This window comes from Micromonospora sp. NPDC049049, assembly GCF_040649115.1.
Classification (GTDB): domain Bacteria; phylum Actinomycetota; class Actinomycetes; order Mycobacteriales; family Micromonosporaceae; genus Micromonospora.
The window spans coordinates 33,135-54,894 of the sequence record NZ_JBEZEX010000032.1 but is presented as its reverse complement, the minus strand read 5'-3'; the positions used below and the strand labels follow the sequence as shown (position 1 = coordinate 54,894).

Below are 21,760 nucleotides of genomic sequence, written 5' to 3'. Positions count from 1 at the left end.
GCATCCGGGCGTCACAACGCCCGGGTGTCCACCTTTTTCGCCAACGCGGTCAGGTCACCGGTCAGCTTCTCCGCCGCCGAGCGCTCACTGCCACGGGCCGTGGTCCAACTCACCGTGGCCAGCCTTCCGTCGCCGGCCAGCCAGCCGACTTCGGCGACCGGCCCGTGCCCGCTCGCCGCCGCGGTGGTCCGCTTGTACGCCTGCTGACCCAGCCCGGTGACCTTCGCCGCCTTGTCCGGCACCACGTCCGCGCCGAAGGTGGTCTTGTCGATCGTGGTCTCGGTCACGCTGAGCGCCAACTCCGGCAGGGTGGCACCCGCGGCCCGGACCACACAGGTGTGGGTGTCGCCCTGCTCGCTGGCCGCCGCCACGTCGAAGCGGACCTTCACCACCTGCTCGATCACCGCGAAGTCCAGCAGACGGCAGGCGCCGCCCGAGGAGGCCGCCGCCACGTCCACCGCGATCGGCACCGGCGGCGGCACCGCCACCGGCTCCGCCTCGTCGGCGCACCCGCTCACCAGCAGCCCGGCCAGCCCGGCGACCATGATCCGCCCGCGCACGTTCCACCCTCTCGCCGACCGACGGCGGAAGGCGCCCGCCAGGTGTCCGTCGGACACCGTACGGGGTGTCGGTGTCGGGCGAAAGCCCCCGCTGACGCCTATTCCGACGGTGGATCGTCCACGTACGGACAGTGCCGGCAGCCGCGCCCGCAGCACGTGCCACGACGGGCCAGGAAGCCGGCGCTGAGCACGAACAGCCCGCTCGCCGGGTCGAGGTAACCAGCCTCACCGGCGGCCAACGCGGCGGTGTGCGCGGCGAGGATCCGGGCCCGGTCGGGGTGCTCCGGGGACAGCCGGGAGGGGTGCGGCTCGGTGAGCGGCCGGCCGGCCAGGGGTTTCCGCTCTTCGCTCACCGCAGCAGTCTAGGGACGGTGCGGTGTCGGCCTCCCGCTGCCTGGAATCCGGCGACATGCCCCCGGCGTGGTCGCGTTTCGTCGTACGGTCCGACGACGATCGAGGTCGACAACCATCGGATCCTACGGAGGAGACGCGATGCGGAAGATCGTTGTGCAGATGAGCCTGTCGTTGGACGGGTTCTTCGAAGGCCCGGGTGGCGACATCAGTTGGCACCAGGTCGACGAGGAGTTGCACCAGCACTTCAACGACGTGATCGCCCCGATGGGCGGGTTCCTCAACGGCCGGGTCAGCTACGAGCTGATGGCCGCCTACTGGCCGACCGCCGATCAGGACCCGACCGCCAGCGGCCCGGAGCGCGAGTTCGCCCGGATCTGGCGGGACATGCCAAAGATCGTCTATTCGCGCACCCTCGACCACGCCGACTGGAACTCCACAGTCGTGCGCGAGGTCGACGTGGAGCAGGTCCGCAAACTCACCGCCGAACCGGGCGGCGACCTGGCGCTCGGTGGGGCCGACCTGGCCGCGACGTTCGCCCGACACGACCTGATCGACGAGTACCGGATCTACGTTCACCCGGTGCTTGTCGGTCGGGGCCGCCGACTCTTCCCCGACGCCGAGACCCCGACTGGTCTGCGGCTGGCGGAGAGCCGCGTCTTCGGCAACGGCGTGGTCCTGCTCCGCCACCAGCGGGTCCGCTGACCGATGATCAGCACCTTCGCCGGGATCGACGGAACCACCCTCGCGTACCGGACGGTCGGGGTTGGAGACCCGCTCGTCTGCCTGCCGGGCGGGCCGATGCGCGACGCCGCGTACCTCGGTGACCTCGGCGGTCTGGGCGCACACCGGACGCTTGTCATCCTCGATCCGCGGGGCACCGGCCGCTCGGAGGCCCCAGCGGACGTCTCGACCTACCGCTGCGACCGCATGGTCGACGATGTGGAGGCGCTACGCGGACACCTGGGCCTCGACCGGCTGGATCTGCTCGGGCACTCCGCCGGCGCCAACCTGGCTCTGCGATACCTGACCCGGCACCCCGATCGGGTGGGCCGACTCGCGCTCATCAACCCGAGCATCCGAGCGGTCGGGCTGGAGGTGACCGCTGCCCAGCGCCAGGAGGTCATCCAGCCCCGGGCCGACGAGCCGTGGTTTCCAGCGGCGGCAGCGGCGTTGGAGTCGGTCCTCTCAGGTCAGGCCGACCCGGACGCCCGGCAGGCAATCGCGCCGTTCCTCTACGGGCGGTGGGACGAGACGGCACGGGCGCATCAGGCGGCCGAGGATGGTCAGCGCAACGACGAGGCGGCAGGGGTCTTCAGCTCCGAAGGCGCCTTCGATCCGCCGGCCACTCGTACGGCGCTCGCCGCGCATCGAGGCCCGGTGCTGCTGCTCGCCGGTGCGGTCGACCTGGCCGCGCCGCCAGGACTGGTGGCCCGGTTCGCCGAGCTGAGTCCGCGCGCCACGCTGGTCGTCCAGCCGGGCGCCGGGCACTACCCGTGGCTCGACGACGCCGAGGTGTTCACCGCGACGGTCGCGGCATTCCTCGCCGGCTCGGATGGTGCTTGAGTCTCCACCGGGGGGAGGCGCGAGGGTGGGGGCATGAGCGGGGAGACGCGTCACACGATCGGCGAGCTGGCCCGACGAACCGGCCTGAGCGTCAAGACCATCCGGTACTACGCCGACAGCGGGATCGTGCCGCCGACCGATCGGAGCCCGGCCGGCTACCGGCGGTACGGCCCGGCGGCCGTGGCCCGGTTGGAGCTGGTCCGGACGTTGCGTGACCTGGGCCTGGACCTGGCCACCATCCGGCGGGTGGTCAATGACGAGGTGCCCCTGCACGAGGTGGCCGCCGCGCACGCCGAGGCGTTGGCCGTGCAGATCCGGGTGCTGCGGCTGCGCCAGGCGGTGCTCACCGTCGCGGCGAAACGCGGGTCGAGCCCGACCGAGGTGGATGAGCTGCACCGGCTGGCCCAGCTCAGCACCCGCGAACGCGGGCAGTTGGTGGCGGAGTTCCTGGACGGCGTATTCGCCGGCCTCGGCGACCAGACCGCGTACCAGGGTGTGATCGTCTCCATGACACCGGAGCTTCCCGACGACCCGAGCACTGAGCAGGTCGAGGCGTGGCTGGAGCTGGCCGAGTTGTGCCGGGACCGGGAGTTCCGGGCCCGGATGCGACGGCTCGCGCGGCAGCACGCCGCCGACCACGACATCCCGGGGCTGCCCCGCCCGGACGCCGTCGCGCTGGTCCGGGACGCGGTGGCACCCGCCCTCGCGGCCGGTCTCGACCCGACCAGCCCGGACGCCGGTCCGGTGGTCGCGGCCGTCACCAACCGGTACGCGAACCTGCACGGTCACTCCGACGAGGCCGACCTGCGTCAGCGGTTGCTCGACCGGCTGGTGCCTGCCAACGACCCCCGCCGGGACCGCTACCTCGACCTGTTGGCGGTGCTCAACGGCTGGTCGACAGGCGATGCGACGACGCCTGCGGTGGACTGGTTCATCCGGGCCCTTCGCCACCGGATGTCCGAGCCGGCCCGCTGAGCTGACCGGGTCGAACCAACGGCCTGGCCGCCGGTCGGCCCGGTGACGTCAGCCGAACCAGGTGAGCGACTGACCGTGGCCTCTGGTCCAGGCCAGCGGCTTTCCGTCGAGCGCGAGGACGTTGTGCAGCGCGTCGCTCGGCGGGGCGGGCAGCCCGTCGTACCGGAGCACCGTTGGCGCCTCGTTCGCCACCCAGTGCCCCGGCAGCTCGCCGACCAACCGGACGAACGCGTCCCGGCGCGGGGACGGCACCTGATAGAGCACGGACGTGTGGAAGACCACCAGCGTCGCATCGGTCGGCGCCCGCGCGGCCAGCGCCGGCAGATCGTCCACCAGGTCACCGCGGACCAACAACGGCGGGTCGGCCGCGGCCACCGCCGCCGCGGCGCGCAGCCGGGCCCGCCGATGGGCCTGTTCCGGCCAGATCAGCGCGTCCAACCAGGACACGTCGTCGCTGTCGGTCACGTCGAGCGGGTTGAGGTCGAGCCCGGCCCGCCACACCACCCGGGGTACGCCTGCCGGCGGCACCAACCCGCTGGCCGCGCAGTCGAGAAGCGGCTCACCCGAGCCGACCTGATGGTCGCCGTAGCGGTACGCGTACCGGTCGGGGTAGAGGCAGAGCCCGGCCGACGCACCGACCTCCAGCAGGGCGAGGGGCTGCGGTAGCGCGGCGAGCACCGGCAGCAGGACCGCGCATCGGCCCGCCTCGTTCGTCTGGGTCGCCCGGGTGAGCATCTGCGTCTCGATGGCCGGCCAGTGCGTCACCACGTAGTCGTGGAACGCGGCCGGGTCGTCGACCGGGCCACCGAGCCAACGGACGACGCCGAACAGCAGATTCGGCTGCCGCTTGGCCGGCGGCAGCCCGTCGAGCAGGGTGAGCAGGTCATCGTCGCGGGCGACCGCCTGCGACAGGCGCTCGTACGTGGGCGACACACCGCGCGCCTCGCGGCTGCCGAACTCGGCGTACGTCTCAGCGGTCGTCATGGCCTCATCGTCGCAGCCCATTCCTCGGTATTTCAGCCCCCGTTCCCGTGCGCCGGCTCACCCGCCTCGTAGAGTGCTGCCGCGGCTGGACCATTGAGCAGCAGCTCAGCGGGGTCGCGCAGGGGCAACGGGGAGGAATGTGTCGTGCGGGGTGACGGCGTCCGGGTACTGATCGTCGGCGGAGGTGTCGCCGGGCTTGCGGCGGTTGCCGCGCTGCGCGAGTGGGGTGCCACTGTCGACGTGGTCGAGCGGGCATCCGGGCCGACCGACTCCGGCACCGGGATCTACCTGACCGGCAACGCCACCCGGATGCTCGACGTACTCGGTCTGCGGGAGCCGGTCGCCGACGTCTCCGTGGAGATCACCCGGCAGCGCAGCGCCAACCAGCGCGGGCGTCGCCTCTTCGACATCGACGTGGCCGCGCTGTGGCGGGGCGTCGGGCCGTGCGTGTCGCTGCCGCGGGCACAACTGCACCGGGCGCTGCTCGCCGGCGTCGGCGACACCCCGGTCCGCTGGGGTCGCCAACCGGTCGCGCTCCTCGCGGAGGGCGACCAGGTCGCCGTCGAGTTCGACGACGGCGCCACCGAACGGTACGACCTGGTGCTCGGCGCGGACGGGGTGAACTCGACGGTCCGCCGGCTCGCCTTCGACGGGCAGGCGGCCCGCGACCTCAGCCAGTACGCGTATCGGTGGGTCGCTCCCCGCGTCGACGACGAGCCGGTCTGGTCGGTGCAGTTGGGGCGCGGCAGGCAGTTCCTGACCATCCCGATCAGCGCCGAGCAGACGTACTGCTACTACAACGACGGTCCGGTGGCCGACCGGCCCGGCTGGCGCGACGAGCTGGCCGAGACGTTCACCGAGCCGGTGGCCACCATGCTCAAGGCCCTCGACTACGACGACAGCACCCTGCACTCCGGGCCGAACCAGGAGGTCGTGCTCGACTCCTGGTCCCGGGGGCCGGTGCTGCTGATCGGCGACGCCGCCCACGCCACCTCACCGAACATGGCCCAGGGCGCGGCGATGGCCCTGGAGGACGCTTTCGTGCTCGCCTCCTCGTTGGCCACCGCCGGGTCCGTTGCCGAGGCCCTGCGCGGGTACGAGGCGCGGCGCCGCCCGCGTACCGACTGGGTGCTCAGCCAGACCCATCGCCGCGACAAGGCCACCGGGCTCCCACCCGCGCTGCGCGACCTGGTGATGCGCCGCCTCGGCGAGCAGATGTTCCGCTCGAACTACAGCCCCCTGTTCGCCCAGCCCTGACCGACCGGCCGTGACCGGCTCGCTCACGGCACCTGGCCCGGCCGGTCGACGATGGCGACCCGCAGGAGCGCGGCAGCCGACTCCAGTGACTCCTTGCCGTTGCGTATCACCGAGTGGCGGCGCCCGAGGAAGACGTGGGTGTCGCGGTCGAAGAGCAGGTCCACGTTGCCACCGATCACACCGGGCATCCGGATCGCCACCCCGTGCCGGCCTGCGGCGTCCACCACGTCGGCGGAGATGACTGTCGCGCCGGGCTCCCGGGCCAGCACTTCATACAGCGCCGCGAGCGCGCGGGGCGGCACGTAGCCGTCAAGCATCGACCGCGCGGTGGTGTACGCCATGCTCTCGTCCGCGTAGAGGGCCTCCTCGTCGGCCCCTTCGGGGAGATGCAGGTCGACCGGGTGTTCCCGAAGGTAGCGAAGCAGCTCGTCCGGGTCGGTGGGCAGGTCGCCGTGGTACGCCGGCGGCTGGAACGCGTCGAGCTCCTTCGTGGGATCGGCGGCATCGTCCATCCGGAGCTCCCTCAGCTCGCCCCACCCGTTCGGGTCGCTCTCCGGTCGGTAGCGTCCCTTCGTGTACGCGACTCCGCCAGCTGACTGCCACAGCTGGTTCCGGATGGTCTGGTAGGGCCCGCTGTCCGGCAGGTCCCGGATCGTCGCCAGGGTTTCGGTGAAGACGTACTGGTCGGGTCGGGCGGTGAGTTCCGGCTGTTGTCGAGCCGCGTCGGCCGCCAGGTGGAAGATCTCCGACGCGCTGGCAGTCGGCGGCGGCTGATCGCCCAGCCTCACGGTCTGGACCGCCAGCGCACCGGCGGTCAACGTCACCACCAGTCCGAGCGCTCCGACGAGACGCCAACCGCGCAGGAACTGGGTATGGCGTCCGGCGGGACGGACCGCCGACGCCTCCTCGGCCCGTTGGGCGACGTGTGCGGTCAGATCCCTGAGAAGCTGCTCCTCGAACCCCTGCGGCGACCGTTCGGTCTCGTTCATCGTCATCTCCGTCTCTCAGGCGAGGGTGGTGACCGGGCGGGCGAGCACGGCGCGGACGATGCGGCGGGCACGATGCAGGCGGACCCGAGCGGCCACCGGTGACATCCCCAGCACTGTCGCCGCCTCCGCGACGCTGAGGCCGTCCACGGCGACGAGTTCGACAAGCGTCCGGGTGCCCTCGGGCAGCTCGCTCAGCGCCCTGTGGGTGCGGCGGGCCGCCGACTCGGCGTCGATCCGCTCCTCGATGCGCGCGATGTCATCGGGGCCGAGGTCCCGTCGTCCGGCCAGTCGGCCGGTCACCCGCAGCCGTTGGGCAGCCCGACGCCGCTCGTCGCCGATGACGTTGCGGGCCACCCCGTACAGCCAGCCGATCTGGCTGCCCCGCTCCGGCCGGTAGCCCGCCGCCGATTCGATCACCGCCAGGAACACGTCGGCGGTCAGGTCGGCGGCGAGATGCGGGTCGTCGACCCGCCGCGCCACGAACCGGCCCACCGCCTCCAGGTGCCGGCGGTAGAACACCTCGAAAGCCACCGGATCGGCTCCGATGCCGGAGATGTCATCGTCGGCTCGGCTCGGCTCATTCACAGGCCGTCCTCCCTCGTAGCCTTCACACCCCTTCTTCGTCAGGCGGAGCACGAGTGTTACCGAACATCCGGCCGTAGGGTGACGGCGTGATCACCTGCGTCGTGCACTACACCATCGATCCCGCGCAGATCGAAGCGTTCGCTGCTGGTCCAACTGGGCAGTTGCCCTGGTGATGGGGCATGATCGAGGCACCGGCGACTGGCGGCACGGGGATGGTCAAAACCATCGGGGAGCCTCTCGCGGGCGTCGACCGCCTGGGCGCCTGCGTCGAGGAACCGTCATGACCACGACCAGCCCATCCGCCGAGCACCACACCTCATCGGGCGCGGCACGGCTCCTGCCGGGTGCACCCGTCGCCGAAGCCGTCCTGGCCGAGACCGCCGCCGCAGCCGCCCGGCTGCGCAGCCGCGGGATCACACCGAGCCTCGCCACCATCCTCGTCGGCGACGACGACGCCAGCGCCGGTTACATCGCCATCAAGCAGCGTCAGGCCGCCGCGCTCGGGTTCGCCTCCCCGCACGTGCATCTGCCGGCCACCGCCACCCAGGCCGAGCTGCACCAGGCCATTGCCCGATTCAACACCGATCCGGACGTACACGGGCTGCTCGTGCAGTACCCCGTGCCGGGGCATCTGGACTACGACGCGGCGTTGCAGACCATCGACCCGGACAAGGACGTCGACGGCATGCACCCACTGAACATGGGGCGTCTCGCCGTCGGCCTGCCCGGCCCGCTGCCGTGCACCCCTGCGGGCATCGAAGCCCTCCTGGCGTACTACGAGATCCCCGTCGCCGGCCGTGAGGTCGTCATCCTCGGCCGCGGCGCCACCCTGGGCCGCCCTCTGGCCATGCTGCTCGCCCAGAAGCGCCCGACAGCCAACGCCGCCGTCACCGTCGTCCACACCGGCGTGCCCGACTGGGATCGCTACACCCGCCGCGCCGACATCCTCGTGGCCGCCGCCGGCGTACCCGGGATCGTGAAGCCTGAGCACGTCAAGCCCGGCGCGGTCGTCATCGGCGCCGGCGTCCGCTACGACGGGCGGCGCCTCCTACCGGACGTGGACGAAGCGTGCGCCGAGGTGGCCGGCGCGATCACCCCCCGGGTCGGCGGGGTCGGCCCGACCACCGTCGCGATGCTGTTCCGCAACGCCGTACGCGCCGCCGAACGAGCAAACCAGTAGCCCGGTCCGCCCGACTCCAAGATCAAGTGATGAAAAGTAGGTCCCAGGGCCATCTTCAGACCTACTTCTCATCACTTGATCGAGGCGGCCTCCTGCGGTTGGAGATCTCCTCCAGGTGCTGGAGCTGGTGCTGGCGGACCATCTCGTCCCAGACCTCCTGGTCGTAGTCCGGGTTCGGCGGGATCCACTTGTGCGAGTTGTCGCTGTAGTGGAACCGCTCATCGCCTCGCCGGATCAGACTCACCGGACCCAACCCAGGAAACGTCGGTGCAGCATCCCGGCAGGCACCCAGGTCAGATCCTCGGCCGCCCAGACCAGGTAAGAGCCCATGTAGAGGGCCAATGACACGGGTGCACCCTCGAACTCGGCATGCAGCTCCGTTCGCCGAGTCCGGCAGGGCCAGGGCGCGGCGCAGCCGCCGCAGGTCCACACCGGAAGGACCGGGCCGTGGGTGGTCACGACAGACCATCCATGAAGCGCCAGGTGACCGACCGGGCGTGCCAGCGGGCCGCCCATTCCGCCTGATAGCAGAGGTACGGCGACAGCCGTGCCCACCACCAGCGACAGCCTGCGCAGAGCCCGTCGACGCCGGGAAGGTGCACGGACAAAATTCGTCCGGCCTGATCCTCGGTCACTCCTACTCCTCCCCCGGCCAGTGGCCTCGTCGGATCGGGATGCGGTGCCGGACTCGGCACGGCAGATCGGCCCCACACCGGCAGACCCACCGCCACCGCCGCCACGACCAGACCGGCCGATGCCGCCGAGCCAAGGTCAGCGCCACCGCCAGCAGGTAGTCGTCGTACGGCACGTGCGACCCCATGACACCCCAAACTTGGACTCCTATTTTGGAAGTACAACCACGCTAGAGTTGGACTCCTATTTTGGGAACCTCTTCGCGGCGTGTCGCGGTATCCAGCTAGGGCCACGCCGTAATCAGCCGGTGGTGAACCCGACGATCCAGCGACGGCGTCTCGGTCTTGCCCTCAAACGGGCTCGTGAAGGTGCAGGCAAGACGCAGGACGAAGCGGCTGCCGTCATCGACGCAGCAGCCAGCAAGATCAGCAGAGTCGAACTTGGACAGTCGGGCATCAAGCTCACCGACCTGAACCTGCTACTCGACCTCTACGGGATCCGGGGCGATGACGCCGAGCCGCTACGCGACCTTGCACGAGCAGGGCGGCAACGCGGGCGCTGGAGCACCTACCGAAACGCCGTGCCGGACTGGTTCCGCCAGTACCTGGACCTCGAAGGTGACGCGTCAGAGATCCGCTGGTATCAGCCTGAAGTTATCCCCGGAGTCCTTCAGATCGAGCCGTACATCCGCGCCATGAACGCGATCGCCCACCCACGCCCGCCGACTGACGAGGTCGACCGGCAGGTTGCCGTACGCATGGAACGGCAGTCGATTCTGCAGCAGGACGAGGGGCCTGACCTGAGCTTCATCCTCAGCGAGTCGGCGCTGCGCCGAAGCATCGGTGACGCGACGACGATGCGCAACCAACTCCTGCACCTGGCAGAGGTCAGCGAGCAGCCCAACGTCGCGCTTCAGGTGTTTCCGTTCAACGCACAGACCTACGAGACGGCGTCGTTCAGCTTCATCATCCTGCGCTTCGGGGACGACGCGGCATCGGACGTGATCTACGTCGAGACCTTCACCGACGCCGACTACCTTGACCGGCCGGACGCCGTACGGGCCTACACTCGACTGTGGGACCGACTCCGGGCAGCCGCTCTCGGGCCGGTAGAGTCGCGCAAGCTCATCCTGGGGATGGCGGACGACGTAGAGCGGCAACAGACCTGAGAGAGTGATCATGGAGACTTCGGATCGCCTGGTCTGGCGTAAGTCGAGCTACAGCGACAACAACGGCGGAGCCTGCGTCGAGGTAGCTGTCGTCGACGAGGGAATCGCAGTGCGTGACAGCAAGAATCCGAGAGAATCAACTCTTCGCTTCACGAGAGACGCATGGATGGGATTCGTTCGGAGGGTCCGCTAGCTCAGACCTGCAGACGCCCAGATCAGGAGAGGCGCCGCCGCCTCGCAATGGCGCGAGGGCACCCGTATAGGCAAGAGGAATAGGATGCTCCGCCGTCACCCGATGTCGAGCAGATGAAGCGACCGCGCTTGTACGGGCCCGGCGAGTTGGCCGCCCTGTTCAACGTGTCGCGCCAGCGGGTACTGCAGATCACCCGTCGCCCCGGCTTTCCTGAGCCGATGGCTCGCCTCATCGGGACGACCATCTGGGACGCGGACGAAGTGGACGATTGGGCGAAGCACAACCGCCCGCCTCGCCCGACCGAGGGCGACGACGACCGCTGACCCGGCGTCCTGTTCACGGCTCCCGGTCGCCAAGCAGCGGACCTACACCGACTTGCCGTCGTCGCATGCTTGATCCGGCGCAGACAGACCCTCCATGATCAAGTGATGAAAAGTAGGTCGAAGGGCCATCTCTGACCTACTTTTCATCACTTGATCATGCCCAACAGTGGAGGACCGGCTGGTCGTGCCGGAACGGCCAACTGGGTCTTGGACACCGGAAAAGCGGTGCTGCCCCGGCCTCCGTGGAGGAGGCCGGGGCAGCGCCGCGTTTCGCGTACGTCAGCTGCAGCCGCTGGTGGAGCCGCAGCCCTCGCAGACGTAGCAGCTACCGGCGGGGCGCATCTTCGTACCGCAGGTGAAGCAGAGCGGCGCGTCGGCGGCCTTGCCGATCACGGCCTCCAGCAGTTCGGTGCTGGAGCCCACGCTCGGAGCCGGCTTGGCGGCGGCCACGTCGGCCATCTCCTGGGCCGGCTGGGCGACAGCCTCCGGCTTGGCCGGGGTCTCCACCGGCGCGGACGACGCCATCGCGGTGAGGTCGGCACCGGTGACGGCGGCGGCCTCCGCGTCGGCCTCGGCCCGCAGCTGCGCGGCCCGCTCCGACGCGGTGAAGATGCCCAGCTCGGCGCGACGCTCGTAGGGCAGGAAGTCCAGTGCCAGGCGACGGAAGATGTAGTCCATCACCGAGGCTGCCATCCGCACGTCCGGGTCGTCGGTCATGCCGGCCGGCTCGAAGCGCATGTTGGTGAACTTGCTGACGAACGTCTCCAGGGGCACGCCGTACTGGAGGCCGATGCTGATGGCCACCGAGAAGGCGTCCATCACGCCGGCCAGGGTCGAGCCCTGCTTGGACATCTTCAGGAAGACCTCACCGAGGCCGTCGTCCGGGTAGGACGACGCGGTCAGGTAGCCCTCGGCGCCACCGACGGAGAAGCTGACCGTCTCGGACGGGCGCTTCTTCGGCAGGCGCTTACGCACCGGCCGGTACTCGATGACCTTCTCGACCGCGGCCGGCGCGGCCGTTGCGGTCTCGACGGCGGCCGGCTCGGTGGTCTTGTTGGACTTGGCCACCGACAGCGGCTGGCCGACCTTGCAGTTGTCCCGGTAGATCGCCAGCGCCTTGAGGCCGAGCTTCCAGCCCTCGAAGTAGATCTTCTCGACGTCCTCGACGGTGGCCGCCTCCGGCATGTTGACCGTCTTGGAGATCGCGCCGGACACGAACGGCTGGATGGCCGCCATCATCCGCACGTGACCCATCGGGGCGATCGTCCGCTCCCCCATGGCGCAGTCGAAGACCGGGTAGTGCTCCGGCTTGAGGCCGGGGGCGTCCACCACGTGGCCGTGGTCGGCGATGTGCTCGACGATCGCCTCGACCTGCTCCTCGGGGTAGCCGAGGCTGCGCAGGGCGCGCGGCACCGTCTGGTTGACGATCTGCATCGAGCCGCCGCCAACGAGCTTCTTGAACTTGACCAGCGCCAGGTCCGGCTCCACGCCGGTCGTGTCGCAGTCCATCATGAAGCCGATGGTGCCGGTCGGGGCGAGCACGCTGGCCTGCGCGTTACGCCACCCGTTCTTGTCGCCGATCTTGTTGCCCTGGGTCCACTGCTTGGTCGCCTCGCGGACGATCGCGGTGGCCACCGGGCTGGTCGGCTTGATCTCGTCGTTGGCCGCGGCGTGCTTGCGCATGACCCGCTTGTGCGGCTCAGCGTTGCGGGCGTAGCCGTCGTACGGGCCGACGACGCCGGCCAGCTCGGCGGAACGGCGGTAGGCGGTGCCGGTCATCAGCGACGTGATCGACGCGGCGACCGAGCGGCCCTGCTCCGAGTCGTACGGCAGGCCGGAGGCCATCAGCAGGGCGCCCAGGTTGGCGTAGCCGATGCCCAGCTGCCGGTAGGCGCGGGACGTCTCACCGATCTTCTCGGTCGGGAAGTCCGCGAAGCAGATCGAGATGTCCATCGCGGTGATGACGAACTCGACGGACTTGACGAACTTCTCCACCTCGAAGCCACCGTCGGCGCGGAGGAACTTCATCAGGTTGAGCGACGCCAGGTTGCACGACGAGTTGTCCAGGTGCAGGTACTCCGAGCACGGGTTCGACGCGGTGATCCGCCCGGTCTCCGGGCAGGTGTGCCAGTCGTTGATCGTGTCGTCGTACTGCAGACCGGGGTCGGCGCACTCCCAGGCTGCCTGGGAGATGGAGCGGAACAGGTTCTTGGCGTCGACGGTCTCGATCACCGAGCCGTCCAGCCGGCCGCGCAGGTCGAAGCCCTTGCCGTTCTCGACCGCCGACATGAACTCGTCGGAGACCCGGACCGAGTTGTTGGCGTTCTGGTACTGCACGCTGACGATGTCGGAGCCACCGAGGTCCATGTCGAACCCGGCGTCACGCAGCGCGCGGATCTTGTCCTCCTCGCGCGCCTTCGTGACCACGAACTCCTGGATGTCCGGGTGGTCCACGTCGATGATGACCATCTTGGCCGCCCGGCGGGTCGCGCCGCCGGACTTGATGGTGCCGGCGGAGGCGTCCGCGCCGCGCATGAAGCTGACCGGGCCGGAGGCGTTGCCGCCGGAGGAGAGCAGCTCACGGGACGAACGGATGCGCGACAGGTTGACCCCGGAGCCGGAGCCGCCCTTGAAGATCAGCCCCTCCTCCTTGTACCAGTCGAGGATCGAGTCCATCGAGTCGTCGACGGCCAGGATGAAGCAGGCGCTGACCTGCTGCGGCGACGGCGTGCCGACGTTGAACCAGACCGGCGAGTTGAAGCTGAACACCTGGTTCAGCAGCATCCAGGTCAGCTCGTGCGCGAAGACCTCGGCGTCGGCCGGGCTCGCGAAGTAGCCGTACTCCTCACCAGCGGTGCGGTAGGTGGTGACCACCCGGTCGATCAGCTGCCGGAGCGACCACTCGCGCTCCGGGGTCCCCACCGCTCCCCGGAAGTACTTGGTGGTGACGATGTTCGCGGCGTTGACGCTCCACGACTCCGGGAACTCCACCCCACGCTGCTCGAAGTTGATCGAGCCGTCCCGCCAGTTCGTCATCACGACGTCACGGCGCTCCCAGGAGAGCTCGTCGTACGGGTGGACCCCCTCCGTCGTCCACACCCGCTCGATCTTCAGCCCCGCGCCTGCCTTGTTTCGTGAACGGCTAGTTGTCACGCCGTCGCCCCCCTCGTCTGCGCGGTGCCCCACCGCGCGTCCCAATCTCTTTGAAAAACCGTGAAGACTCAGCTGGTACGGCCGGCGGTTTCCACCGCATCGGCCCGGCCCTGCTCCCGGGCTCGCGCCGCGGCCCGCAACGTCTCGATCTCGCGCTCGAAGTCGGCGAGCGAGTCGAACGAGCGGTAGACGCTGGCGAACCGCAGGTAGGCGATCTCGTCCAGGTCGCGTAGCGGACCCAGGATCGCCAGGCCCACGTCGTGGCTGGGGATCTCGGCGGCCCCCTTGGCCCGGACCGACTCCTCCACCCGCTGCGCGAGCAGCGCGAGGGAGTCGTCGTCCACCGGCCGGCCCTGGCACGCCTTACGCACCCCGCCGATGATCTTCGTGCGACTGAACGGCTCGGTCACCCCGCTGCGCTTGACGACAGCGAGGACCGCCTCCTCGACGGTGGTGAACCGCTTGCCGCACTCCGGGCAGGACCGCCGCCGTCGGATGAGCTGGCCGTCGTCGGCCTCCCGCGAGTCGACCACCCGGGAGTCAGCGTGCCGGCAGTACGGACACCGCATCGCCTACCTCCTAATCGTGATCAACCGCGTCGTACCGGGCACACCCGGGCACGACTCACCACGGCGATGTGATGCGCTCACAGCGCCCGCCGTGGTGAACCTTACGGGAGTGCGGTCGGTAGTCAGACCCAACCTGTAGGCAACTTACGCCCGTGTCACTACTACATCTAGGGGTCGACGGTATGTCGCTGCGGAAGCCGGGTCAAGTTGGTCGGCGTGTCCGGCGCGTCACGGACCATCCGGTCATCAACGCACCGCACAACGCCCGAAGACCCAACGTCACGATGCCGCCCGGGTTACCGGCCAGCGGGCCGGACCCAGCCGGAAAATGATGCAGGATCGAACACCAGTGCTACCTGACGTACCATTTATCAGAACATCCGTACGAGCGGAGCGCTTTTTCACCCCGACACGCCGGTGAGAGGTCGTACAGATGTTTGAAAATGACTGATCTCACCTATACGGTCATGAACAACGTGGCACCACCGCACGCACCACGAGCCGACGAGGCACCCAGCGCCGACCAGGGAGGACGGACGTGACCGAGGACCGGGCCAGCCGGCCGAAGAGCCCGCAGCAGATCACCGAGGCGGGCCCCCCGGCCACCCGACGCCGCAGCGCCGCGCGCAGCCGGACGGGTCAGCCCGCCGTGCGTCCGGTCACCCCGGTGGTCAGCGCCTTCCCCGACCCAGCGACGGTCGACCTGACCGCCCGCCAACGGCGCATCCTGGAGTTCATCCGCACCTGGGTGGAACGGCACGGCTACCCGCCGAGCGTCCGCGAGATCGGCGAGGCGGTCGGCCTGGTGTCGCCGTCCAGCGTCGCCTACCAGCTCAAGGAGCTGGAGAAGAAGGGCTTCCTGCGCCGCGACCCGAACCGGCCGCGCGCGGTGGACGTCCGCGCCCCCAGCGAGGCGATCGACGACGAGTTGTCGAGGGCACAGCGGCCCACCCCGGCGTACGTGCCGATGCTCGGTCGGATCGCCGCCGGTGGGCCGATCCTCGCCGAGCAGGCCGTGGAGGACATCTTCCCGCTCCCCCGCGAGCTGGTGGGTGAGGGCGAGGTCTTCATGCTCCAGGTCAAGGGCGACTCGATGCTCGACGCGGCGATCTGCGACGGCGACTGGGTGGTCGTCCGGCAGCAGCCGACCGCCGACTCCGGCGAGATCGTGGCCGCCATGCTCGACGGCGAGGCGACGGTGAAGACCTACCGGCGGCGCGACGGGCACGTCTGGCTGATGCCGCAGAACCCGGCCTTCGACCCGATCCCCGGCGACGACGCCACCATCATGGGTCGGGTCGTGGCGGTGCTACGCCGGATCTGACCGATCGGCGGGTGGGTGCCACCAGCGCTCACCCGCACCGCTCGTCAGACCGGGTGAGCGCTACAGCGTCCGATCAGTAACGGTCGCCCCGTGGGCCGCGACCGCCCCCGGGATACTGCCCGTACGGGTCGACGGGCGCGTCCTCGTCACGTCGCCGGCTGGGCCGCTGACCCCGGTAGTCGGGCTCCTGCCCACCGCGCCGGGGCGGCTCCGCGCGACCGGGCTGACCGCCGTCACCACCGCCGTACACGCCACCGCCAGGACGGCCACCGCCGCCCTGCGGACGACCACCGCCACCCTGGGGACGGCCACCGCCGCTGGCGGGGGGACGACCACCACCCCCGACCGGGGGACGACCACCGCCACCAGCGGGGGGACGACCACCACCGCCGTAAACGCCGGCACCGCCGCCGTCGGGTCGCGGCGCACCGTAGCCGCCGTCAGCCGAGGCCGGCCGGCCGCCACCGCCGTACACCCCACCGCCCGCCGGGGCCGGGCCACCGCGACCCGCGCCACCCGCCGGGGCCGGGCCGCCGCGACCCGCACCACCGCCGTAGACAGCGCCGCCGGCCGGTGCGCCGCCCCCGTACACACCACCCCTGCGGTCATCGTCGGCAGGGAACCCGTCAACGGCACGGCCGGCACGCGGGCCGAACGGCTCATCGTCCGGCTCCGACGGGTCGGACGCGTCAGCTGTCGGCGGCCGACGGCGAGCGCGAACGATGCCGAAGATTCCGGCGGCGACCAACAGCAGGCCGATCAGCCCGACGGCCCCCACCAGGTACGTGATGTCGTCGAGGCTCAGCCCGTCGGTCCAGGACTTCGAGGCGGCCGGTTTGGCACCGTCCTCGGCGGCCAGTGGCGCGGCCGTCGACGTGGACGGGGTGTAGCCGAGGATGTCGATCGGCTCGTCCTCGCTGAACCGGCCCGCGTCGGAGACGGTGAGGAACGACTTTCCGTCCGGGGTGTAGCTGATGGCCTCGCCGAACGGGTCGGCCAGCGGCGTGACCCGCGGCTTGCCGGTGGTGAGCGCACCCACGATGTCGCCACCGGTCACGTCGAACTCGAAGGCGTCCGCGTACGTGCGCAGAACCACCCGGGAGCCGTCCGGTGCCCGGGACGCGCCGGTGATGGCGATCCGGCCGAACGTGTTGAGGGTGTTCTCCGTCTGGGTCTTCGGCAGCGTGAGCTCGCCGGCCTTACGCATCGGCACCGGCTCGGTGTCGCCGCTCTTGAGGGCCGCCGACGGCGTGTAGATCTCGGCCTTGCCGCTGGTCACCTTGGTGATGATGAGCGGTTTTCCGTCGTCGCCGATGAGCAACGCCTCAGCGTCGTGCGGTTTGGCCTCGGGGTAGGAGAGCCGGTGCAGCGTCGGCTGCTTGGCGCCGGTGACCGGCATCGACCAGAGCGCGACGCGGCTGCGGCGCTCCTTCGAGTCGGGGTTGTCACCGGTGTCGGCGATCCAGAGGGTGCGGCCATCCTTGGACAGGGCGAGATCCTCGGTGTCGAACGGACCCTGCCCCGAGTAGCGGACCGGCTCCTTCGAGATCTTGCACTTGCTGTCGAGGAAGAAGACCCGCTTGCGCTCGGCGACGTCGGTGCCGTCGTTGATGACGATGTAGCCACTCTTGGTGGCAACCAGCCCGGACAGCTCCCGTAGGCGCTCGTCGGTGATCGTGCATCGCTTCTGGCCAGGGTTCGCGGCGGGCGGCCCGGACGCCCCAGGGGCGGGAGCCGCCGCGGCGGATCCGGCGAGCGCCACGGTTGCCCCGAGCAGGCCGAGGGCAACCGTGACCGAGGAAACAACGCGGCGCATTCGGCCAGTGTCGCATGCCGCGCGTTTCCGGGGGATGACGCCGTGGCCGCTCAGGATCGGCTGCCGGCCGCCTGCCCCTGCCGTTCCACGTCGAAGGCCGTCAGCTCCGCCGCCAGCTCCGCGCCGACCCGGACGTGCAGCAGAGTGCCCTCCGGCAGGTGCGACGTGCTGAGCACCTCACCCGTACGGTGCGCCCGAGCCACCAGGTCGCCCCGGTCGTACGGCAGCACGGCCCGGACCTCGACGGCCGGACTCGGCAGCCGCTCCTCGATCGCCGCGCGCAGCTCGTCCATGCCCCGCCCGGAGTGCGCGGACACGAAGATCGCGTCTGGCCAGAGCCGCTTGAGCCGCAGCAGAGTGTCCTCGTCAGCGGCGTCGGTCTTGTTGACCACCAACAGCTCGGGGAGCCGGTCCGCGCTGACCTCGGCAAGCACCGTGTGGACCGCCCGGACCTGCTCCTCCGGATCCGGGTGGGTGCCGTCCACGACGTGCACCACCAGATCCGCCTGCGCGACCTCCTCCAGCGTCGAGCGGAACGCCTCGACGATCTGGTGCGGGAGGTGTCGGACGAAGCCGACGGTGTCGGAGAGGGTGTAGAGCCGCCCGTCCGAGGTGGTGGCCTTGCGGGTCGTCGGGTCCAGCGTGGCGAACAGCGCGTTCTCCACCAGCACGCCCGCGCCGGTCAGGCGGTTGAGCAGGCTGGACTTGCCGGCGTTGGTGTAGCCGGCGATGGCCACCGCGGGGACGGAGTTGCGGGAACGGCGGGAACGCTTCGTCACGCGTACCGTCTTCATGCTCTTGATCTCGCGACGCAGCCGGGAGATGCGGTGCCGGATGCGCCGCCGGTCGGTCTCCAGCTTGGTCTCACCGGGACCACGGACACCCACACCGCCGCCGGCGCCGCCACCCCGGCCGGAACCACCGGTCTGCCGGGAGAGCGTCTCACCCCAACCGCGCAGTCGGGGCAGCAGGTATTCGAGCTGGGCCAGCTCGACCTGCGCCTTACCTTCCTTGCTCTTGGCGTGCTGGGCGAAGATGTCGAGGATCAGCGCGGTGCGGTCGACGACCTTTACCTTGGTGCGCTGCTCCAGGTTGCGCAGCTGCGACGGGGACAGCTCACCGTCACAGATGACAGTGTCGGCGCCGGTGGAGAGCACCACCGCGCCAAGATCGTCGACCTTGCCACGGCCGATGTACGTGGCCGGGTCAGGTCGGGTACGACGTTGGATGAGCCCTTCGAGCACCTGCGAACCGGCGGTTTCGGCCAGCGCGGCGAGCTCGGTCAGCGAGTTTTCCGCGTCGGTGACAGTGCCTTCGGTCCAGACGCCCACCAGGACGACCCGCTCCAGCCGCAGCTGGCGGTATTCCACCTCGGTGACGTCGGTGAGCTCGGTTGACAGGCCCGGGACGCGTCGGAGGGACTGCCGCTCCGACAGATCCATCTCGCCGGTGGTGACGTCGTCGAGCTCGTCCTCGACGGGGACAAAGCTCTCCTGGTCTCGCAAGCGGTTCTCCTGTCCGTTTTGATAAGTAGAACGTAATCCTGACATGACACAACGCCGAACGCACCTGCTATATGCCCATGGTGAAGGTCGCCAAAAGTGGGGGCGAATGCTGGTCGGCCGCGACAACCCGGTAGAAATGCGGGCGGCGGCCGAACGGCCGCACAGCCGTTACGGAGGGATCCCGTGGCCATCACCCGACTGCCCAGCGCCGGATTTTCGATCACCATCCGGATCGCCGTGACCGCGGACGCCTCCTCGATCGGCCGGCTCACCACCTCCGTCGGCGAGGCCGGGGCGATCGTCACGGCGCTGGACGTGGTGGACTCGGACCCGACCAACGTGATCGTCGACCTGACCTGCGACACCGCCGACGCCGGCCACGCCGACCAGGTGGTCGACGCGCTGACCGCGCTGGACGGCGTGGACGTGCGCAAGGTGTCGGACCGGACGTTCCTGCTGCACCTGGGCGGCAAGATCGAGGTGACCTCGAAGGTCGCGCTGCGCAACCGCGACGAGCTGTCCCGCGCGTACACCCCCGGGGTTGCCCGGGTCTGCATGGCGATCGCCGAGAACCCGGCCGACGCCCGGCGACTGACCATCAAGCGCAACACCGTCGCTGTGGTCAGCGACGGCTCGGCGGTGCTCGGCCTGGGCAACCTCGGCCCGGCCGCGTCGCTGCCGGTGATGGAGGGCAAGGCCGCGCTGTTCAAGCGCTTCGGCGGGGTGGACGCCTGGCCGGTGGTGCTGGACACCCAGGACACCGACGAGATCGTGCAGATCGTCAAGGCGATCGCTCCGGCCTACGGCGGCATCAACCTGGAGGACATCGCCGCGCCGCGCTGCTTCGAGATCGAGGCCCGGCTGCGCGAGGCGCTGGACATTCCGGTCTTCCACGACGATCAGCACGGCACCGCGATCTGCGTGCTGGCCGCGCTCACCAACGCGCTGCGGGTGGTGGGCAAGCAGCTCGCGGACGTCCGGGTGGTCGTCTCCGGAGCCGGCGCGGCCGGCACCGCGATCATGAAGCTGCTACTGCGCCAGGGCGTCGGCGACATCATCGCGTACGACCGGGAGGGCGCCCTGCACCGCGGGCTGACCGGGCTCAACTCGGCGTGGCAGTGGCTGGCGGAGAACACCAACAAGGAGAACTACTCCGGCGACCTGCCCGGAGCGATCCGGGGCGCCGACGTGTTCATCGGGGTCAGCGCGCCGAACCTGCTCACCGGCGACGACATCGCGCAGATGGCGAAGAACTCGATCGTCTTCGCGCTGGCCAACCCCGACCCGGAGGTCGACCCGCGGGAGGCGCGTAAGCACGCCGCGGTGGTCGCCACCGGCCGTTCGGACCAGCCGAACCAGATCAACAACGTGCTCGCGTTCCCCGGGGTGTTCCGCGGCATGCTGGACGCGCACGCCGAGGAGTTCACCGAGGAGATGGCCATCGCGGCCGCCCGGGCCATCGCGGACGTGGTCGGCGAAGACAAGATCAACCCGACGGTGATCGTGCCGAGCGTGTTCGACTCCCGGGTCGCCCCGGCGGTCGCCGCCGCCGTCCGCGCCGCCGCGCACAACCCCAGCCCGCTCCCGGCCGCCGACCCCGGCCCCGCCGACCTCCCCGAAATCGCCGCGACCGCCAGCGCCACCCCGTAACCCCAACCCCGCCCGGCCCTGCCCGCGCCCGGCCCCGAACCGTCCGTTGATCATGAAGTTATTGCCCCGACACGCCGAGCAGGGTGGCAATAACTTCATGATCGACGGGGCGAACCCGAGGGGCGAACCCGGGGGTGGTCAGGCGGGGAGGGTTACCTCGCCGCTCGCCACCAGGACGGCGGGGCCGGAGAGCCAGCATGAGGTCTCGGTGACGGTCACCGTCAGACGACCGCCGGGCACGTCGACGGCGACCACTCCGGTGTCGCGGCCGGCGTCGCGCAGTGCCACCGCGCCCACCGCGCAGGCGCCGGTGCCGCAGGACAGGGTCTCGGCGCTGCCGCGCTCGTACACCCGCATCAGGCTGTGCTCGTCGGTGCCGTCGACCGGGTCGCCCGCCACGATGAACTCGACGTTCACCCCGCTCGGGAAGACCGCCGGGTCGAACCCGGGCGCGACGGTCAGGTCCAGCGCCGACAGCTCCACGCCGGCCGGCAGGACGCAGACCAGGTGCGGGTTGCCGACGTCCACCACCGCACCGGTCAGGGTCAGCCCGCCGAGTGTGGCGGCAGAACTGTCGTACACCTGGGGTCGACGCATCTCGACGGACACGGCGTCGCCCTCGACCAGCGCGCGCACGACGCCGGCCCGGGTTGCCACCGGCAACGCCGCGCCGGCGGGCGTGGCCAACCCGCTGTCGAGCAGGTAGCGCACGAAGACCCGAGCGCCGTTGCCGCACATCTCGGCGAACGAGCCGTCGGCGTTCCAGTAGTCCATGAACCACTCGGCCTCGCCGGCCAGACCCGCGCCGTCCGGATGCTTGGCCGCGCGGACCACCCGCAGGACGCCGTCCGCGCCGATGCCCCGACGCCTGTCGCAGAGCGCCGCGACCAGCTCCGGGGTCAGGTCGAGCTGACCGTCCGGGTCGGGAAGGAGGACGAAGTCGTTGCCGGTGCCGTGGCCCTTGGTGAACTCCACGCCC

Annotated in this window: 22 protein-coding genes; 10 read left to right on the top strand and 12 right to left on the bottom strand. The window is 70.3% G+C overall.

Annotated features, from left to right (window positions below; translation table 11 throughout):
• Nucleotides 1-11 precede the first annotated feature (11 nt).
• Nucleotides 12-560 (bottom strand): hypothetical protein, encoded by a 549-nt coding sequence (locus tag AB0B68_RS26570; protein WP_357263474.1) that lies wholly within the window; start codon nucleotides 558-560, stop codon nucleotides 12-14.
• 98 nt (nucleotides 561-658) lie between these two features.
• Nucleotides 659-913: a DUF5522 domain-containing protein gene (locus tag AB0B68_RS26565; RefSeq protein WP_355009894.1), complete on the bottom strand. Its 255-nt coding sequence runs from the start codon at nucleotides 911-913 to the stop codon at nucleotides 659-661.
• A 139-nt stretch (nucleotides 914-1,052) separates the two neighbouring features.
• On the opposite strand from AB0B68_RS26565, the gene AB0B68_RS26560 reads away from it, so the two are divergent.
• From AB0B68_RS26560 to AB0B68_RS26550, 3 genes are read left to right on the top strand one after another with little or no spacing between them, the layout of a single operon-like run.
• Complete coding sequence (locus tag AB0B68_RS26560; protein ID WP_357263470.1) at nucleotides 1,053-1,616, top strand: dihydrofolate reductase family protein; 564 nt, start codon at nucleotides 1,053-1,055, stop codon at nucleotides 1,614-1,616.
• Between the two features lie 3 nt (nucleotides 1,617-1,619).
• Nucleotides 1,620-2,477, top strand: coding sequence for an alpha/beta hydrolase (locus tag AB0B68_RS26555; protein WP_357263467.1), 858 nt, complete (start codon nucleotides 1,620-1,622; stop codon nucleotides 2,475-2,477).
• A gap of 33 nt (nucleotides 2,478-2,510) precedes the next feature.
• Complete coding sequence (locus AB0B68_RS26550; RefSeq protein ID WP_357263463.1) at nucleotides 2,511-3,452, top strand: MerR family transcriptional regulator; 942 nt, start codon at nucleotides 2,511-2,513, stop codon at nucleotides 3,450-3,452.
• A gap of 48 nt (nucleotides 3,453-3,500) precedes the next feature.
• On the opposite strand, the gene AB0B68_RS26545 is transcribed toward AB0B68_RS26550, so the two are convergent.
• Nucleotides 3,501-4,436 carry a DUF2332 domain-containing protein gene (locus AB0B68_RS26545; protein ID WP_357263460.1) on the bottom strand — a complete coding sequence of 312 codons (936 nt, stop codon included), beginning with the start codon at nucleotides 4,434-4,436 and terminating at the stop codon, nucleotides 3,501-3,503.
• Between the two features lie 144 nt (nucleotides 4,437-4,580).
• Here AB0B68_RS26545 and AB0B68_RS26540 point away from each other — a divergent pair, with 144 nt between their 5' ends.
• Entirely contained in the window at nucleotides 4,581-5,693 is a 1,113-nt protein-coding gene (locus tag AB0B68_RS26540) for an FAD-dependent monooxygenase (RefSeq protein WP_357263457.1), read from the top strand.
• 23 nt (nucleotides 5,694-5,716) lie between these two features.
• On the opposite strand, the gene AB0B68_RS26535 is transcribed toward AB0B68_RS26540, so the two are convergent.
• Together AB0B68_RS26535 and AB0B68_RS26530 are read right to left on the bottom strand one after the other, a co-directional pair.
• On the bottom strand, nucleotides 5,717-6,682 hold the full coding sequence (locus AB0B68_RS26535; RefSeq protein ID WP_357263454.1) for a CU044_5270 family protein: 966 nt from the start codon (nucleotides 6,680-6,682) through the stop codon (nucleotides 5,717-5,719).
• A 15-nt stretch (nucleotides 6,683-6,697) separates the two neighbouring features.
• A complete protein-coding gene (locus AB0B68_RS26530) occupies nucleotides 6,698-7,267 on the bottom strand; it encodes a sigma-70 family RNA polymerase sigma factor (protein ID WP_357263451.1) in 570 nt (189 codons plus the stop codon).
• 280 nt (nucleotides 7,268-7,547) lie between these two features.
• On the opposite strand from AB0B68_RS26530, the gene AB0B68_RS26525 reads away from it, so the two are divergent.
• On the top strand, nucleotides 7,548-8,447 hold the full coding sequence (locus AB0B68_RS26525) for a bifunctional 5,10-methylenetetrahydrofolate dehydrogenase/5,10-methenyltetrahydrofolate cyclohydrolase (protein WP_357263448.1): 900 nt from the start codon (nucleotides 7,548-7,550) through the stop codon (nucleotides 8,445-8,447).
• A gap of 61 nt (nucleotides 8,448-8,508) precedes the next feature.
• Here AB0B68_RS26525 and AB0B68_RS26520 read toward each other — a convergent pair whose 3' ends face one another.
• Together AB0B68_RS26520 and AB0B68_RS26515 are read right to left on the bottom strand one after the other, a co-directional pair.
• The gene (locus tag AB0B68_RS26520) at nucleotides 8,509-8,691 is read right to left on the bottom strand and encodes a hypothetical protein (RefSeq protein WP_357197090.1); all 183 of its coding nucleotides are present in this window, start codon (nucleotides 8,689-8,691) and stop codon (nucleotides 8,509-8,511) included.
• Between the two features lie 211 nt (nucleotides 8,692-8,902).
• Nucleotides 8,903-9,082, bottom strand: coding sequence for a hypothetical protein (locus tag AB0B68_RS26515; protein ID WP_357263445.1), 180 nt, complete (start codon nucleotides 9,080-9,082; stop codon nucleotides 8,903-8,905).
• A gap of 308 nt (nucleotides 9,083-9,390) precedes the next feature.
• On the opposite strand from AB0B68_RS26515, the gene AB0B68_RS26510 reads away from it, so the two are divergent.
• From AB0B68_RS26510 to AB0B68_RS26500, 3 genes are all read left to right on the top strand, one after another.
• Nucleotides 9,391-10,248, top strand: a complete 858-nt coding sequence (locus AB0B68_RS26510) for a DUF5753 domain-containing protein (protein WP_357263442.1) — start codon at nucleotides 9,391-9,393, stop codon at nucleotides 10,246-10,248.
• A 10-nt stretch (nucleotides 10,249-10,258) separates the two neighbouring features.
• On the top strand, nucleotides 10,259-10,441 hold the full coding sequence (locus tag AB0B68_RS26505) for a DUF397 domain-containing protein (RefSeq protein ID WP_357263440.1): 183 nt from the start codon (nucleotides 10,259-10,261) through the stop codon (nucleotides 10,439-10,441).
• Between the two features lie 113 nt (nucleotides 10,442-10,554).
• Nucleotides 10,555-10,764 carry a DNA-binding protein gene (locus AB0B68_RS26500; RefSeq protein WP_357263437.1) on the top strand — a complete coding sequence of 70 codons (210 nt, stop codon included), beginning with the start codon at nucleotides 10,555-10,557 and terminating at the stop codon, nucleotides 10,762-10,764.
• A gap of 279 nt (nucleotides 10,765-11,043) precedes the next feature.
• Here AB0B68_RS26500 and AB0B68_RS26495 read toward each other — a convergent pair whose 3' ends face one another.
• Together AB0B68_RS26495 and nrdR are read right to left on the bottom strand one after the other, a co-directional pair.
• On the bottom strand, nucleotides 11,044-13,950 hold the full coding sequence (locus AB0B68_RS26495) for a vitamin B12-dependent ribonucleotide reductase (protein WP_357197075.1): 2,907 nt from the start codon (nucleotides 13,948-13,950) through the stop codon (nucleotides 11,044-11,046).
• A gap of 35 nt (nucleotides 13,951-13,985) precedes the next feature.
• Entirely contained in the window at nucleotides 13,986-14,486 is a 501-nt protein-coding gene (gene nrdR / locus AB0B68_RS26490) for a transcriptional regulator NrdR (RefSeq protein WP_124854399.1), read from the bottom strand.
• A gap of 538 nt (nucleotides 14,487-15,024) precedes the next feature.
• Here nrdR and lexA point away from each other — a divergent pair.
• Nucleotides 15,025-15,810, top strand: coding sequence for a transcriptional repressor LexA (gene lexA / locus AB0B68_RS26485; RefSeq protein ID WP_091400540.1), 786 nt, complete (start codon nucleotides 15,025-15,027; stop codon nucleotides 15,808-15,810).
• A gap of 73 nt (nucleotides 15,811-15,883) precedes the next feature.
• Here the strand turns inward: lexA and AB0B68_RS26480 are convergent, their stop codons facing one another.
• Nucleotides 15,884-17,626 carry a hypothetical protein gene (locus AB0B68_RS26480; protein ID WP_357197071.1) on the bottom strand — a complete coding sequence of 581 codons (1,743 nt, stop codon included), beginning with the start codon at nucleotides 17,624-17,626 and terminating at the stop codon, nucleotides 15,884-15,886.
• A gap of 50 nt (nucleotides 17,627-17,676) precedes the next feature.
• Nucleotides 17,677-19,131 carry a GTPase HflX gene (gene hflX / locus AB0B68_RS26475; RefSeq protein WP_357197068.1) on the bottom strand — a complete coding sequence of 485 codons (1,455 nt, stop codon included), beginning with the start codon at nucleotides 19,129-19,131 and terminating at the stop codon, nucleotides 17,677-17,679.
• Nucleotides 19,132-19,314: 183 nt separating this feature from the next.
• On the opposite strand from hflX, the gene AB0B68_RS26470 reads away from it, so the two are divergent.
• Complete coding sequence (locus AB0B68_RS26470) at nucleotides 19,315-20,781, top strand: NAD-dependent malic enzyme (RefSeq protein ID WP_357197065.1); 1,467 nt, start codon at nucleotides 19,315-19,317, stop codon at nucleotides 20,779-20,781.
• 138 nt (nucleotides 20,782-20,919) lie between these two features.
• Here the strand turns inward: AB0B68_RS26470 and dapF are convergent, their stop codons facing one another.
• On the bottom strand, nucleotides 20,920-21,756 hold the full coding sequence (gene dapF, locus AB0B68_RS26465) for a diaminopimelate epimerase (protein ID WP_357197062.1): 837 nt from the start codon (nucleotides 21,754-21,756) through the stop codon (nucleotides 20,920-20,922).
• Nucleotides 21,757-21,760 lie beyond the last annotated feature (4 nt).